We start from the raw sequence: 16444 nt of genomic DNA, 5'->3' as shown, positions 1-16444 counted from the left end.
AGGGAATGCAAAAGGAAGTTTTTATCACCGACAGTAATTGTATCACACCCTTAGGGTTTGATGTGGTTTCGAATATGGAGGCACTTTCCAAAGGGCGTTCCGGAATTCAGCTGCATAAAAACTCCCGCATGCTGAACCAATCATTTTATTCGGCTATTGTCAATTCCGTAGCATTGAAAGCTGCTTTTGCTAAAATTTCCACTAAATCGGATTTTACTAAATTAGAAAAAATGCTGCTGTTGGCCTTATCGCCATTGGTAGCAAAACATAAGATTACTCCAAGAACGGCTTTTATTTTGTCCACGACAAAAGGAAATATCAGTGCACTGGAAAATCAAAAAAATCCCATTGAAGCGGCTCATTTATCGGCTTTAGCCAAAAAAGTAAGTTTATTTTTTGGATTTACTACGCAACCCATTGTGGTTTCGAATGCCTGTGTTTCGGGTATATTGGCCATTGCAGTTGCCAAGCGGATGATACAATCAGGAGCCTATGATGATGCCTTTATTGTTGCGGGTGACGAATTATCCGCATTTGTTCTGTCCGGATTTAATTCCTTTCAGGCAATGAGCGAATTGCCATGTAAACCTTACGACAAGGACCGGAACGGCGTGACTCTTGGAGAAGCGACCGCTGCAGTGTATATGACCTCGGATACGAAAGCGGTAAAAAGTGGCGCCATAAAAGTCATTGGCGATGGCGCTATTAATGATGCCAATCATATCTCAGGGCCATCTCGCACAGGTGAAGGCCTGTTACGAAGCATCGAAAGTGCTTTCCGGGAAGCCAATATCGACTCGACTAAAATTGATTATATCTCTGCCCATGGCACCGCTACGCTCTTCAATGATGAAATGGAAGCGATTGCCTTTAACAGATTGGGATTACAGAATGTTCCAATGAATAGTCTGAAAGGGTATTACGGACACACATTAGGTACATCCGGATTGCTTGAAACCGTTATTGCCATAGCCTGTGCGACACAAAATCAGTTGATTCCGTCCAAAGGCTATAAAAAAAGCGGCGTGTCCCAACCGATAAATATTATAGAGAAAAATCAGGAAACAGAAATCAGATACTTTCTAAAAACAGCATCTGGTTTTGGAGGTTGTAATACGGCAGTTTTATTTGAAAAAGTAAATTAAATTTGGACAGCAAAAATTATATATCTCATCATTGCATCATTGAAAACAATGCTGTTTCCATCAATGGCGAGAAGCTGTTCGAAATGGAAGGAGCACCTTATCCGGAATTTATAAAAAGTGTATATAAAAACTTTGATCTGGATTATCCTAAATTTTTCAAAATGGATAATTTGAGCAAATTGGCATTTTTGACCGCGGAACTGATTCTGAAAAATGTGGTTAAAGCCACTGAGGAAAATGATATTGCGTTGGTTTTTGCCAATCGGTCCTCGAGTTTGGATACCGATGTAAGACACCAAAATTCCATTGCCAATAAAGACGATTATTTCCCAAGTCCTGCGGTTTTTGTTTATACCTTGCCAAACATTTGCATTGGCGAAATCAGTATCAAACATCATCTGCAATCCGAGAATGCCTTTTTTGTCTTTGACCAATTTGACACTACCTTCATGACCCAATATGCGGAAAGTCTTCTGGAAACTAAAAAAGCCCAAAAAGTGCTTTGTGGCTGGGTAGAATATTATCAGGAAAAATACAAGGCGATAGTTTATCTGGTAGAACAGGAAGGCGCTTTAGAACATAACAAACAGATTATAAATACATTATATAATAAATAACATGGAAGCTTTAAAGTCAGAATTAAAATCAAAAATCGTAGAAGTTTTAAATTTAGAAGATATCTCTGTGGAAGAGATTCAGGATAACGATGCGCTTTTTGGCGATGGTTTAGGCTTGGATTCAATCGATGCACTGGAACTGATTGTTTTATTGGACAAAGATTATGGGATAAAATTGACTGATCCGAAAGAAGGAAAAGCAATTTTTGAATCTATTGAAACGATGGCTCAATACATTACAACGCACCGAACGAAATAATTTGGATACATGGGTAAAAAAGTTGCAATAACAGGAATGGGAATCATTTCTTCGATAGGGAATACCGTCGAAGAGAATTTTAATGCGTTAGTGAATGGGAAGGCCGGGATTTCGACTATTGAAAATCTGGAAACCCTTCATGCAAATGCCATTAAAGTGGGTGAAATTAAACTCACCAACTACCAGTTAGAGCAAATTCTAGGCCTTATGCCGGATAATAACTTCTCAAGAACCGCGATGCTGGGCGCCATTGCTGCCAAGCAAGCAGTTGAAAATGCAGGAATTAAAAATATAAATGCGTATCCAACCGGATTGATTTCGGCTACTAGCGTAGCGGGAATGGACATGACGGAGAGGTACTATTATGATTATTTTAAAGGGGAAGCCTGTCGAAAATACATCAGCAGCCACGACGCCGGAGATGTAACCCATAAAATAGCCCAACAATTAGGATTACAAGGATTGGTCACTACCGTAAGCACAGCTTGTTCCTCGGCGGCCAATTCGATCATGCTGGGTGCGAGACTGATACAGTCCGGACAATTGGATAGAGTTATTGTAGGTGGAACCGATGCATTGGCAAAATTTACCATCAATGGCTTCAAAACACTGATGATTTTATCTGATACTGATAATACCCCATTCGATAACAATCGGAAAGGACTGAATCTGGGTGAGGCAGCAGCCTTTTTGGTTTTAGAATCCGATGAATTGGTTCAGAAAGAAAATAAAAAAGTATTGGCATACGTGTCCGGCTTTGGCAATGCAAACGATGCGTTCCATCAGACCGCTTCTTCAGAAAATGGAGAAGGTGCCTTTTTAGCGATGCAGAAAGCGCTTCGGACTGCGGATTTGGAGCCGAAAGACATCGATTATATCAACGCGCACGGAACGGCAACACCCAATAATGATTTATCGGAAGGTCGCGCCATGTTGCGGATTTTTGAGGACAATATGCCTGAATTCAGTTCAACGAAGGCGTTTACCGGTCATACTTTGGCGGCAGCCGCAGCAATAGAAGCCGTGTACAGCGTTTTGGCATTGCAACACAATTTGGTATTTCCGACATTGAATTTTAAAACCCCGATGGAAGAATTCGATTTATTGCCTCAGACCATCTTAAAAGAAAAATCCATCCAGCATGTCTTGTCCAATTCGTTTGGATTTGGAGGGAATTGTTCCACCGTTATATTCTCGAAAAACTAATGGAGACTGTTTATATCAATGGCGCAGGATGTATTTCGGCCCAGAATACATTTGACACGGAGTTCTTGGAGGACATTAGTCTCAATGAGACTGAAAACATGCTTCCCGCAAAGGAACCTTCCTATAAAGAATTTGTCCCACCTGCAGCAAGCCGCAGAATGGCCAAAGGCGTAAAAATGGGAATTGCAGCCTCTCACCAGGCATTAAAAGAAGCACATCTCGAACTGCCGGAAGCAATCATTACCGGAAGCGGTATGGGCTGTGTCGAGGACTCAGAGAAATTTCTGAAAGCGATTTTAGACAACGACGAGCAATTTCTAACCCCGACATCATTTATTCAATCGACGCACAATACCGTAGGCGCCCAAATCGCTTTGGGACTGCAATGCAAAGGCTATAATTTCACGTATGTTAATGGTGCTGTTTCTTTTGAAACGGCCTTATTAGATGCCAAAATGCAAATCGAAAATAACGAAACCAACTCCATATTAGTAGGTGGAATCGACGAATTGGGACAATATACCGCGTCCTTACTTAAACTCGTCAATATCATCAAGAAAGAAGAAGATCAGCCGTTTTCGGTATTAAACCCCAATTCACGAGGAGCGGTTTTTAGTGAAGGAGCCAGTTTTTTTGTTTTGGAAAAAGAAAAAAAAGAGAGTTCGTATGCTTCAGTTGAAGTAGTTTCTATAATCAATGCTGTGCAACCGGACCAGCTTAAAAATCATATCAGTACCTTTTTAAATTCTAATAATTTAAAAATTGAAAACATCGATGCCATTGTCCTGGGTAACAACGGCGATATGCAATTTGACCACTATTATGACATCGCGGGAAAGATGTTTAATGATACCCCACAAATCTATTACAAGCATCTGAGCGGAGAATACAATACGGTTTCGGCTTTCGGTTTTTGGGTTGCCTCAAAAATATTGAAGAACCAGGAAATTCCGAAAGTGTTGAAAATGAATACGCTGGAAAAGGAAAAGTACCGCACAATTCTTCTATACAATCAATACCAAGGCAAAGACCATAGTTTAATTGTACTTAAAAAATGCTAAAGCATAAAAACATAACGTTTTTGTGTGCTTCGCTACTGGCTTTATTATCCGTTTTTAGTTTTTTTTCGGAAGTAAATTGGTGGCTGTTTCTGGTCGTTGTACTACTATGGCTTGGTTTTATAGCTTGGGGATCTTTTGATATCCGGCTGGGTTACTTTGTGAAAACCTATTGCAACAATCCACTGGAAAAACAAAAAAAAGTGGCACTCACGTTTGACGATGGACCACATCCCATGACCGAAAAAATATTGGATCTCTTGCAACAATCCGGTGTAAAGGCGACCTTCTTCTGCATTGGTTCACAAATTGAAAAATATCCGGAGATTTTCAGACGAATTATCCGTGAAGGACATTTGGTAGGGAATCACAGTTATTCGCATACTACATCTTTCGGTTTTCTTTCTGCAGACGAAGTGGAAGATGAAATTTCGAAAACAAATGCCATTATCGAAAAAATATCCGGCAAGAAAGTGTTGTTTTTCCGTCCTCCTTTTGGCGTGACCACACCCAATCTCAGCCGGGCAGTCCATGGGCAGAAGTCCAAGATTATCGGTTGGAATATCCGTTCGCTTGATACCGTTACCGAAGATGAAAATCAAATTTTGTCCAGGATAAAAAAGAAGCTCGTTCCCGGCGGAATTATCCTGATGCATGATACTTCTCAAAAAAGTGTGAACGTATTGGAACGGTTATTGCTATTTTTGCAATTAGAAAATTACGGGGTGATTTCCACCGAGCAATTATTAAAAACTCCCGCATATGAAGATTAGAATGTTACTCGCGTTGTTTCTTTGTGCAATGACTACTGTTTTTTCGCAGGAGCAGAAAATGTCTGCCAGTGAAATTGCCGATTTCAAAGCCACAGTCGAAAAGGATACTAAAAACATTAAATCGCTTAAAACGGATTTTATTCAGTACAAACATTTGGATTTTCTGGCCAAAGACATTGAAACCTCCGGAAAAATGATGTTTAAAACTCCCAATCTTTTGAATTGGCAATACACCAAACCCTATCAGTACAGTATTGTGTTTAAAAACAATAAAGTGTACATCAACGATCAGGGCAAAAAAAATACCGTCGATGCGGGAAACAGTAAAATGTTTGAAAAAATCAACAAATTAATAATAGGGAGTGTCAGTGGGAATATGTTTGATGACAAGGAATTTGTAATCGCCTATTTTAAAACCAAAGAATTTTATATTACCAAATTAAGCCCTAAAACCGCTGCCATTAAAAAATACATCAAGCAGGTGGATCTGTATTTTCCGATTCAGGACGCGACGGTTTCTCAGGTTAAATTGATTGAACCATCCAATGATTTTACGCGTATTGTTTTCAAAAATAAAGTAATCAATGCAAAAATTGACGATTCGGCTTTTACTAATTAGTGTTTTTTCGACTTTGTTTTTTTCATGCAAGTCTTATAAAATACCAAATACCGTTGCAAGCACAAGTAAGACAAAGGTGTTTACTAATGCCTATTTTTCGAATCCCGAAAATGATTATATTTATAAAGCGCACATTGATGTATACGGTCATCAGTTAGGCGGAATTTTTATTGCGAAACGCATCAGTGATACGTTGCACCGTGTGGTTTTTACGACCGAGTTTGGAAATAAATTGCTTGACTTTGAACTGTCTGAAAAATCATTTAAAGTCAATTATATTGTTGATGATTTAAACCGGAAGATGGTGGTGAACACGTTAAAAGAAGATTTTCGTTTATTGCTGAAAACAGGGCACAATGTGGATGAGGTTAAGGAAAATGAAGGTTTTTTAATTTATAAGTCCACAGTAAATAAAGGTTTTAATTATTTTTTTGAAACCAAAAAGGACGGCCGGCTCACCAAGATAATCCATGCTTCCCGAGCAAAAGAAAAGGTTACTTTCGAGTTTGACTCAAAAAACAATACTTTTGCGGAAAACATTACGATTTCACACCGAAACATTAAGTTGAAAATAGAATTGAACCAAATCAGTAATTAATAAAATCACAAGATGAAAAAACAAACACTATTATTCCTGTTAGTTTCCCTTTTCGGATTAAATGTCATGCATGCTCAGGCAACTTTCAGGCCGGGTATCAAAGGAGGTCTTAATTCTTCAAGATTTACCCAGACTGAGGACCCGAACGAAAAATTCTCTGCAAAAAGCGATTATTATATCGGGATTTTCGGAGCGCTCAAGACCGGTAAATTTTATACGCTGAATCCTGAATTAATGTATACCAGACAAGGTGCAGAATTTGAATACATTGACCAAGACGGCATCAGACACAACGAAGATATTGATGTTTCGTACGTCTCATTAGCCATCGCTAATAAATTCACCTTTAAAAAATTTAACATCCACGTTGGTTCGACGATTGATGTAAAAGTCAATGATACCAAAAAAATATTAGGGGATACCAGTTATGACAACAATGCGTATAACGGAATTGATTTTGCCTTTTTTGGAGGTGTCGGATATGATTTTACCAAGAATTTCGGAATAGAGGCAAGAGTAAAAAAAGGAACTATACCAGTTAATAGTGATTGGGACTACACCAATATTGTTTTTCAGGTAGGAGCAACCTATACATTTGACGTTAAATAATAATATTGAAATACTAACATGATCAAGATTTTTTTTAGCAGCTTGTTTTTCTGCTGCTTAATGACAGCAAACGCTCAGAGCACATTTAAGCCTGGAGTAAAAGGGGGAGTTAATTTTGCCACATTTACCAATTCAGATGCTGATACGAAAACAGATTTTTATCTGGGAGGATTATTTGCGATGAAATTCAGCAAGTTTTATACGCTGCAACCAGAGTTAGTATATTCCAGACAAGGAGCAATAAGAACCCAGGATAATACCTTAGTTGCTAATCCGACCATTCCGGATGGCACAGAGCTGAAATATTCCTTAGATTATCTTTCTTTGGGCGTAATTAATAAATTTACTTTTGGCAAAGGGTTTCATTTTGATGTAGGGCCATCCATAGATTTTAAGGTTGGCGATAATTTTAATGAAAAAGGCGCAAGCGAACCAATCGGTTTGGATTTGGCGCTTATCGGGGGAATTGGGTATGCTTTTTCAAATGGATTTTCCATTGATGCCCGTTTTAAGCAAGGTATGGCAGATATTTTCGGAAATAATTATAATAATACCTCCGATCCGGAAGGAAACGGAAATATCGATGACATTATATTGAATCAATTATTTCAAGTAGGAGTTTCATATACTTTTGATATTAAAAAATAAATCGGGAGATGCTATTACAGGATTTTTATAAAGTGGAGCAAATTGACAAAACAGGGGAAGGAAAGTATATAGTCACTGTCTTCTTAAACAATGACCATGCTATTTTTAAAGGACATTTCCCGGATAACCCGGTAACCCCAGGAGTGTGTATGATGCAGATCATAAAAGAATTAACGCAGGACATTATCGGGCGGTCCCTTCAATTGGTCAGCGCCTCCAATGTTAAATTTATGGCTTTGATTAATCCCGATACAAATCCAACGCTTCGTCTGGAATTGGAGATTTCAGGAGAAGATGAAATCAAAGTAAAAAATACGACGTATTTTAAAGATACGGTCGCTTTAAAATTAACGAACACCTATAAGTCAACGGAATGAAATTGCTTTTTTCCATAATCATTTCTATTTCCTCCTTACTCATTCAGGATCTTCCGGATATTAGGGAAGATTATTTTTTGGCTTCTAAGTCGAAAGAAAACACGGAAAAATTTTATCTTTTGATGTCAAAATGTGAAAAGGAGACCGGCGTTTTTCAAGCCTATAAAGGGGCAGCCATCGCTTTGAAATCAAGATATGCAACCGATGCGAAAACGAAAAAAAAATTATTTATTGAAGGTGTCAAGGGTGTGGAGCTTGCGCTTAAAAACAACCCGAATAATGCGGAAATCCGATTGATTCGATTGAGTATTCAGGAACATACCCCAAAAATCCTGAAGTACAAAGCCCAGATAAATGAAGATAAAAAAATACTTTTAGATTCTTTTGAACAGCAAACGCCAGCTTTGAAAGCATATATAAAAAAGTACGCCCACCAGTCTAAAGTGTTCTCTGAACAGGAGAAACAGGCTTTAAAATAAAACACAAATAAATGAATGCGGTCCCCATTGCCGATAGAATTGCTATAATAAAAGCATGTGTTATTATCCCTACCTATAATAACCATAACACACTAAAGCGCGTAATTGACGGCGTGTTGCAATACACATGTAACGTTATTGTGGTTAATGATGGCTCGACCGATACTACTAAAGAAATCCTAAGTTCATATCCCGATATTACCCAAATCCATCTCCCAAAAAATGCAGGCAAAGGCAATGCGCTTCGGGAAGGTTTTAAGAAGGCCAAAGACTTGCAGTATGACTATGCATTAACGATAGATTCCGATGGACAACATTATCCGGAGGATATTCCGGGATTTCTTGATGCTTTGGAAGCAGAAAAATCACCCGTTTTGCTTATCGGGAACCGAAGTATGAACCAGGATGGGATTCCCAAAAAAAGCAGTTTTGGAAATGCCTTTTCCAATTTTTGGTTTTGGTTTGAAACCAATATTAGATTGGATGATACCCAATCCGGTTATCGGTTGTATCCATTGCAATACCTTCCGAAAAAGTTCTTTACCAAAAAATTCGAATTTGAAATTGAAGTAATTGTCCGCGCCGCCTGGAATGGCGTAGCAGTAAAAAATATTCCAATTCAGATTCTCTATGACCCCAACGAAAGGGTCAGCCATTTCCGTCCGTTCCGCGATTTTACCCGAATTAGTATTTTGAATACGGTTTTGGTAATTATGACTCTTTTCTATGTCAAACCGAGAGATTTGTTCCGAAGTTTGAAAAAAAAGAACTTTAGGCAATTCTTAACTGAAAATCTTCTGGCAAGTACCGATTCCAATTCTAAAAAAGCGGCCTCCATTGCTTTGGGTGTTTTTGTCGGGATAGCGCCGTTTTGGGGTTTTCAGACGGTTATTGTCCTTTTTCTGGCCGTTTTGTTGCGATGGAATAAAGTTTTGGCCTTTACTTTCTCGAACATCAGTATCCCGCCGATGATTCCACTGATTATTTATGGTTCATTACAAACCGGAGCTCTTTTTGTATCTTCCGATGCGGTGCTAATTTCAAAGAATAAAACTACCTTTGACCTCGTTAAAAATAATTTGACCCAATACGTTGTCGGAAGCTTTGTTTTAGCTTTGTTGGCGGCATTTCTTTTTGGGATTACCAGTTATTTATTGCTTTCGTTTTCGAAAAAATCCTTGAAATAAAATAAACAGAAATGCATCGGTATTTTATTGGTTTCCATTTTTTTGTGCAAAAAAACAAACTGCTTTCTATTGGCATTGGTCTTTTCTTATTGGTAGTTTTCGGTTTTTTTGCTTCCAAAATCAAATTTGAGGAAGATATTACCCGAATCATTCCCAAAAACGAAAAAGCAGACGTCACTTCGAAAGTGTTGCAGCAATTAAGTTTTTCGGACAAGATTACGGTTATTATAGAAAAAGATAAAGCCGGATCTGTTGAAGATTTATCAGAAACCGCCAATGTTTTTCTCGATAGTGTGGCGTCTTGCGAGGCCTACATAAAGGATATTCAGGGCAGAGTGGATGAAGAGAACATTCAGGAAACCTTTGATTTTGTATACAATAATCTGCCTTTGTTTTTGGATGAAGCAGATTATGCCCAAATTGATAAAAAACTAAATAAAGACAGTATAGCCGACCAGGTTCAGAAGAATTACCGCACTTTAATTTCTCCCACGGGATTGGTGGCCAAAGATTTTATTCTTAATGATCCGCTGGGAATTTCGTTTATCGCATTAAAAAAACTTCAGCAATTTAGCATAGGTGATGAGTTTGAATTGCAAAACGGATATGTAATTACCAAGGACCATTCTAAATTACTGCTTTTTATCAATCCGAAATTAGCCGGAACCGAAACCGAAAAAAACACGGCTTTTGTAAATCGCCTGGATTCCATCAAAGTCCACATCAACCGTCAGTTTAAAGGTAAGGCTTCCATTGATTATTTTGGTTCTTCGTTAATTGCGGTAGCCAATGCCAAGCAAATCAAGCACGACATCATCACCACAGTTTTGATCTCGTTGAGTGCGCTGATGCTGATATTGATTTTGTTCTACCGAAAATTATTAGTCCCGATTATTATTTTTATTCCCACGATTTTTGGAGCGTTGTTTGCCATTGGCAGCCTGTATTTTTTAAAAGGGACCATTTCGGCAATTTCATTGAGTATCGGCGCCGTTCTTTTGGGAGTCACCATCGATTATTCGCTCCATATCCTGACGCATTACAAACACAACAGCGATGTAAAAACCTTGTATAAAGACATTACAATGCCATTAATCATGAGTAGTACTACGACGGCGCTGGCATTTTTATGTCTGTTGTTTGTAAATTCAGAAGCTTTAAAAGATTTGGGAATTTTTGCTGCTATCAGTGTTGTGGTGTCGGCTTTATTTTCGCTGTTAATCATTCCGCACCTCTACAAACCTAAAGAGCATCAGGAGAAGAAAAAAAATATTTTGGACCGGGCCGCTGGTTTTTCATTCGAAAACAATAAGGTTTTGATTGCTTTGAGTTGTATCGTGATTATTGTCAGCTTTTTCACTTTTGGGAAAGTAAAATTCAATAACAATCTTTCGGAATTGAACTTTGTTCCTACTGAAATTAAAATGGCCGAGAGCAAATTAGAAAGTACTACCAATCTCACTTCAAAATCCATTTACTTGGCTTCGTATGGCAATTCGATGGAAGAAGTATTGGACAAAAACAATGCGCTGTTCCGGAATTTAAAGGGCAAGAAAGGCAAAGGTGAAATATTGAACTTCAGCTCGGTAGGTGGTGTGGTCCTGTCAAAAGAAGCACAGAAGGAAAAAATTGCAAAATGGAATTCTTTTTGGACTAGCGCAAAAAAGGAATCAGTCTACTCCGAATTAGTTGCAAGCGGAAATGCAATCGGTTTCAAACCTGCGACACATCAGGGATTTTACGATTTGCTTGATAAGGATTTTTATCCAATCGGCTTTGATGAATATGCTAAAGTAAAAGCACTTTTCCTAAACGAATTTGTGACTGGTAAAAATGGTTTTTATACGATTTCGTCCGTAGTCAAAGTATCGGATAAACAACGTGACGCTTTTGTCCGCACTATCGAGAAGGAAAAGGAAATTGTCGCGATAGACCGCCAGCAGATGAATGAAACCTTTTTAGGGGAACTTCGGAACGATTTCAACAGTCTGGTGAATTACTCTTTTGTAGCAGTAATCCTGATTTTGCTTGTATTCTTTAGGAAAGTCGAACTCGTTGTTATCAGCGTAATTCCTATTGTGATTACCGGTGTTGTGACGGCTGGAATCATGGGAATTTTCGATATCCAACTGAATATTTTCAGTACGATTGTCTGTACCTTGATTTTTGGACATGGTGTCGACTTCAGTATTTTTATGACCAGCGCCTTGCAAAAGGAATATACGTATGGAAAAAGCGAAATGGCGACGTATAGAACTTCGATATTGCTGGCAGCATTAACCACGGTTCTTGCTATTGGTGCGTTGATTTTTGCCCGGCACCCAGCGCTTAAATCTATTTCTTCGGTTTCTTTGATAGGTGTTTTTGCAGCTTTACTGATCACATTCATTTTCTACCCGATACTCTTTAAAATCTGTTTTTTCAATCGCGTTAAAAATGGAAAATCCCCTATAACGCTGCGATTACTGGTTCATTCGACACTTTCTTTTATCTACTACGGCTTTGGCGGATTTTTACTATCGGTATTTGGGGAACTGGTCATGAAAATAGTGCCTGTCAATAAGGAGGCGAAAATGAAATGGTTCAGAAAGACAATGTCGTTATTCATGAAATCGGTGTTGTATTCCAATCCGTATTTAACCAAAAAAGTGCTGAATCCTAACAACGAGACTTTCGAAAAATCGGCGGTCATTATTTCGAATCACACCTCATTCCTCGATACTTTAGCGGTCGGAATGCTGAGCCCGAAAATTATTTTTTTGGTCAATGACTGGGTATATAATTCTCCTTTTTTCGGGCGTGCTGTAAAGTTGGCCGGCTTTTATCCGGTTACCCACGGTCTGGAAGGCGGAGTGGAACATTTGCGACAAAAAGTGAAGGAAGGCTATTCGCTGATGGTTTTTCCTGAAGGATCTCGTTCGCATGACAATACAGTCAAACGGTTCCACAAAGGGGCGTTTTATCTGGCGGAACAATTCAATATTGATATTCTGCCGATTTACATCCATGGTAATTCTGAAGCGCTTCCGAAAGGCGATCATATCATTTATGACGAGAAAATTACGGTAAAAATTGGGGATAGGATTTCTTCTTCCGACAACCGTTTTGGAGAAGGATATTCAGAGAGAACCAAAAAGATCAGCCGTCTTTTTAAAGAGAATTTCTCAAAAGTAAGACACGAATTAGAAGACGAAAACTATTTCAAGAAGAAATTGCTTTTGAGTTTTTTATACAAAGAAAATGAAATTGTTCAGTTGGTTAAAGCTGATTTTGAAAATAAAAAGCAATTGTATTTAAGAATGAATACATATATGGCCGCGGATTCTAAAATTCTTCATTTGGCTAATGATTATGGGCAATTGGATGTGCTTCTTGCATTACAGCAACCCAACAGGAAAATACAAAGTTACTTTTCAGATGTCGAAAAAAGGGATGTGGCCCAAACAAATTATATTGTAAAAAATAGAAATATTCAGTATCTTACTGCGTTGGAAAGGAACGATAAAAAATGGAATACCCTGCTCGTTTCTGATGCAGGCGCAACAGTAAACGCGTTGGACATGTCTGCGTGTCATACGGTTGTATTAATGGATAATTTTGCTTTAAGGGAGCATTTCTTGTCGTTGGGTTATACCATAACACACGAAGAGGCTGCTATTTTGGTTTTAGAAAATTAAATGGAAGGAAAGAAAAAATACGATATTGTCATTATTGGAAGCGGATTAGGAGGCTTAGTCTCGGCAATCATTCTTGCGAAAGAAGGAAAGAGCGTCTGTGTTCTTGAAAAAAACAATCAGTACGGGGGTAATCTGCAGACTTTTGTACGTGACAAAACTATTTTTGATACCGGAATCCATTATATAGGCGGACTTTCCGAAGGGCAAAATCTGCATCAGTATTTTTCATATCTCGGAATTATGGATAACCTGAAACTCAAAAAAATGGATGAGGATGCTTTTGATATTATTTCTTTTGATGATGATCAAAATGAATATCCGCATGCGCAGGGATATAAGAATTTCATTAAGCAATTGGTTCATTTTTTTCCGGATGATGAAGAAACCATCAAATCGTATTGTGAAAAAATAATGTATACCTGTGATTCATTTCCCCTATATAATCTGAAGCAGGGGGAGGGTTATCAGAGCGAAATTCTTTCGATAAATGCCAAATCGTATTTGGATGAATTGACTTCCAATGAAAAATTGAAAGCGGTCTTGGCGGGTTCCAATTTTCTGTATGCCGGAATTGCCGATAAGACGCCGCTATACGTGCATGCGCTTTCTGTGAATTCCTATATCCAGAGTTCGTACCGGTGTATTCGGGGCGGAAGCCAAATTACCAAACAGCTGATCAAGCAATTGAGGAAATACGGCGGGGAGATTTTTAAACATAGAGAAGTGACAGCATTTGGGTTTGAAAACAACAGACTGGCTTCTGCAAAAACTAAAGATGGCGAAGAATATTTTGGTGATATTTTCATATCCAATATTGAGCCGAAAACGACGTTAAAATTAATAGGAGAGGATAAATTCCGAAAATCTTTCTACAGCAGGATTCAAAGTTTGGAACCCTTGCCTTCTGCATTTAGTCTGTATATTGTTTTTAAACCGGAGACATTCAAATATTTAAATCATAATTATTACCATTTCAGCGACAGCAAGAGAGTCTGGATGGCAAATGAATATACGCAGCAATCGTGGCCTGAAGCGTATATGGCGTCCATGAATGTGTCGTCAGAAAATCAGGTTTGGGCCGAAAGCCTTACAGCGATTACATACATGAAATTTGATGAGTTCCAGCAATGGGAAAAGACCTCCAATACAGCTTCAGAAAAAGGTGATCGAGGTGCGGAATATGAAAAGTTCAAACAGGAAAAACAGGAAACATTCCTGAAGGTTATTGATAAAAAGTTTCCTGGGTTAAGAAATTGCATCCAATCAGTACATACGTCGACGCCACTGTCTTATCGGGATTATATCGGTGGTCATAATGGGAATTTATATGGTTATGTGAAAGATTCCAATAATCCGATGAAGACATTTATCTCGCCAAAAACGAAACTGGAAAACCTTTTGCTGACCGGGCAAAGCATCAATATGCATGGGGTTTTGGGCGTTACTATTGGGGCAGTGGTCACCTGCTCTGAAATTTTAGGAAAAGATTACCTGTTGAACAAAATCACAACTGAATTGGCAAATAAGCGATGAAAAAAGTAATTCAGATGCTTTCTTTTTTTGTGCTCCTGACGATTTTTATTTCGTGCGGGACTGCTAAGTCTATTAATCATACGCCTCAAATAATTGGTTACAACCAAGACATACCTGTCACTATCAAACATTCGGATACACTGTTCTCATCCGGCAAAAACTATCTGATAAAGAACCCGCAACAGCTTTGGGAATTATACGTTTCCGGAGATGCCTTACAACTCGGCCTTATTACAGGAAGTGTGGCGGAGAATTTGGTTCATAAGCAGGAAAGTGTCTTTTTTTCGAGGGTGAAGGAAATTATTCCTTCCAAATTCAAGCAAAAAATCCTGCGGCAGTTCCTAAAATGGTACAATCGCAAACTATACCTGCATGTGCCGGAAGAATACCAAACTGAGATTTATGGTATTTCACAATATACCACTGATGAATATGATGCCATCGCGCCCAATTATCTGCGTACTTTATACCTTCACGGCGCACATGATATTGGTCACGCTCTACAGGATCTGGAGTTGGTAGGCTGCTCATCTTTCGCGGTTTGGGGCGATAAATCTGCAGACGGGTCCTTGTTAATCGGGCGCAATATGGATTTTTATGCTGGCGATGTTTTTGCGGAGGACAAAATGATTTCCTTTGTAACGCCTGATAAAGGCTATCCTTTTATGAGCGTGGGCTGGGGCGGAATGATTGGCGTACTTTCAGGAATGAACAAAGAAGGGCTGACCGTGACTATTAATGCCGGAAAATCCAAAATCCCTTTAATCGCCAAAACGCCAATATCGATTCTCGCGCGCGAAATATTGCAGTATGCCGCAACAATTGACGAAGCCATTGCTATTGCTAAATCCAAGCAGGTGTTTGTCTCCGAATCAATTATGATTGGTAGTGCCAATGATAAAAAGGCAGTTTTAATAGAAATTTCACCTGAGAATTTCGGGGTCTATGAGGTAAAAAATAACAACCAATTAGTTTGCACCAATCACTTCCAAAGTGATGTCTATAGATCCGATGAGCGAAATACTACGCACATTCTGGAAAGCCATTCCAAATACCGTTTGGATAGAATGAATGAATTATTGGCCGAAAACGAAAAAATGACACCGGTGAAAATAGCAGAGATTCTCAGGAACAGAGAAGGGCTGCACAATTTGAAAATAGGGTATGGCAACGAAAAAGCACTTAATCAGTTATTGGCGCATCATTCGGTAATTTTCAAACCGGAACAAAGGATAGTGTGGGTATCGTCAAACCCGTATCAGCTGGGCGAATTTATAGCGTACGACCTGAATAAAATCTTCGGAGATAAACCGACAGGCTTTGTAGTTTTAGGGAGTAAGGAATTAAATATTCCAAAGGATGATTTCATTAACACAGAGGCGTATAAAAATTATGAAAAATATCGGGTTTTGGATCGGGAATTTGATAAAATAACAAGCGCTAAGAAGAATTTAAAGTCCGAATTCATCCACCAGTACCAATCCGCTAACCCCGACTATTGGCTTCCTTACTATAAAACAGGAATGTATTTTTATGAAATGGGATGGTATAAAGCCGCTGAGGCCCAGTTCCAAAAAGCATTATCAAAAGAAATTACCACCTTGCCTGAAAAACGCCGGATTGAGGGATATCTGAACCGCATGAAAACCAATAAATGAG

16 protein-coding genes are annotated in these 16444 nt (G+C 38.7%); all 16 read left to right on the top strand.

Annotated features, from left to right (window positions below):
- Positions 1 to 5: 5 nt before the first annotated feature.
- The 16 genes from FNW07_RS00715 (at position 6) to FNW07_RS00640 (ending at position 16443) form a co-directional block, all read left to right on the top strand.
- Positions 6 to 1145, top strand: coding sequence for a beta-ketoacyl synthase N-terminal-like domain-containing protein (locus FNW07_RS00715; protein ID WP_126743273.1), 1140 nt, complete (start codon positions 6 to 8; stop codon positions 1143 to 1145).
- Positions 1146 to 1147: 2 nt separating this feature from the next.
- Entirely contained in the window at positions 1148 to 1762 is a 615-nt protein-coding gene (locus tag FNW07_RS00710) for a 3-oxoacyl-ACP synthase (protein ID WP_126743274.1), read from the top strand.
- Between the two features lies 1 nt (position 1763).
- On the top strand, positions 1764 to 2021 hold the full coding sequence (locus tag FNW07_RS00705) for a phosphopantetheine-binding protein (protein WP_126743275.1): 258 nt from the start codon (positions 1764 to 1766) through the stop codon (positions 2019 to 2021).
- Positions 2022 to 2030: 9 nt separating this feature from the next.
- The gene (locus FNW07_RS00700; protein ID WP_126743276.1) at positions 2031 to 3227 is read left to right on the top strand and encodes a beta-ketoacyl synthase; all 1197 of its coding nucleotides are present in this window, start codon (positions 2031 to 2033) and stop codon (positions 3225 to 3227) included.
- On the top strand, positions 3227 to 4288 hold the full coding sequence (locus FNW07_RS00695; protein WP_126743277.1) for a beta-ketoacyl synthase N-terminal-like domain-containing protein: 1062 nt from the start codon (positions 3227 to 3229) through the stop codon (positions 4286 to 4288). Before FNW07_RS00700 ends, FNW07_RS00695 begins: the two co-directional genes overlap by 1 nt.
- Positions 4282 to 5058 (top strand): polysaccharide deacetylase family protein, encoded by a 777-nt coding sequence (locus FNW07_RS00690; protein WP_126743278.1) that lies wholly within the window; start codon positions 4282 to 4284, stop codon positions 5056 to 5058. The genes FNW07_RS00695 and FNW07_RS00690 overlap by 7 nt, the downstream gene beginning before the upstream one ends.
- On the top strand, positions 5048 to 5677 hold the full coding sequence (locus FNW07_RS00685; RefSeq protein WP_126743279.1) for an outer membrane lipoprotein carrier protein LolA: 630 nt from the start codon (positions 5048 to 5050) through the stop codon (positions 5675 to 5677). Before FNW07_RS00690 ends, FNW07_RS00685 begins: the two co-directional genes overlap by 11 nt.
- A gap of 76 nt (positions 5678 to 5753) precedes the next feature.
- Complete coding sequence (locus tag FNW07_RS00680) at positions 5754 to 6275, top strand: hypothetical protein (protein ID WP_255512711.1); 522 nt, start codon at positions 5754 to 5756, stop codon at positions 6273 to 6275.
- 12 nt (positions 6276 to 6287) lie between these two features.
- Positions 6288 to 6884 (top strand): porin family protein, encoded by a 597-nt coding sequence (locus FNW07_RS00675; protein ID WP_126743281.1) that lies wholly within the window; start codon positions 6288 to 6290, stop codon positions 6882 to 6884.
- A gap of 18 nt (positions 6885 to 6902) precedes the next feature.
- Positions 6903 to 7532, top strand: a complete 630-nt coding sequence (locus FNW07_RS00670; protein WP_126743282.1) for a porin family protein — start codon at positions 6903 to 6905, stop codon at positions 7530 to 7532.
- An 8-nt stretch (positions 7533 to 7540) separates the two neighbouring features.
- A complete protein-coding gene (locus FNW07_RS00665; protein WP_126743283.1) occupies positions 7541 to 7909 on the top strand; it encodes a 3-hydroxyacyl-ACP dehydratase in 369 nt (122 codons plus the stop codon).
- Positions 7906 to 8388 carry a hypothetical protein gene (locus tag FNW07_RS00660; RefSeq protein ID WP_126743284.1) on the top strand — a complete coding sequence of 161 codons (483 nt, stop codon included), beginning with the start codon at positions 7906 to 7908 and terminating at the stop codon, positions 8386 to 8388. Before FNW07_RS00665 ends, FNW07_RS00660 begins: the two co-directional genes overlap by 4 nt.
- An 11-nt stretch (positions 8389 to 8399) precedes the next feature.
- Entirely contained in the window at positions 8400 to 9575 is a 1176-nt protein-coding gene (locus FNW07_RS00655) for a DUF2062 domain-containing protein (protein ID WP_126743285.1), read from the top strand.
- Between the two features lie 11 nt (positions 9576 to 9586).
- Entirely contained in the window at positions 9587 to 13252 is a 3666-nt protein-coding gene (locus FNW07_RS00650; RefSeq protein WP_126743286.1) for an MMPL family transporter, read from the top strand.
- Positions 13253 to 14785, top strand: a complete 1533-nt coding sequence (locus FNW07_RS00645; protein ID WP_126743287.1) for an NAD(P)/FAD-dependent oxidoreductase — start codon at positions 13253 to 13255, stop codon at positions 14783 to 14785.
- Positions 14782 to 16443: a C45 family peptidase gene (locus FNW07_RS00640; RefSeq protein WP_126743288.1), complete on the top strand. Its 1662-nt coding sequence runs from the start codon at positions 14782 to 14784 to the stop codon at positions 16441 to 16443. Before FNW07_RS00645 ends, FNW07_RS00640 begins: the two co-directional genes overlap by 4 nt.
- Position 16444 lies beyond the last annotated feature (1 nt).

It is taken from the genome of Flavobacterium sp. GT3R68 (genome assembly GCF_007109225.1).
Taxonomy (GTDB): domain Bacteria; phylum Bacteroidota; class Bacteroidia; order Flavobacteriales; family Flavobacteriaceae; genus Flavobacterium.
This window is presented reverse-complemented; position numbering and strand designations above follow the sequence as displayed.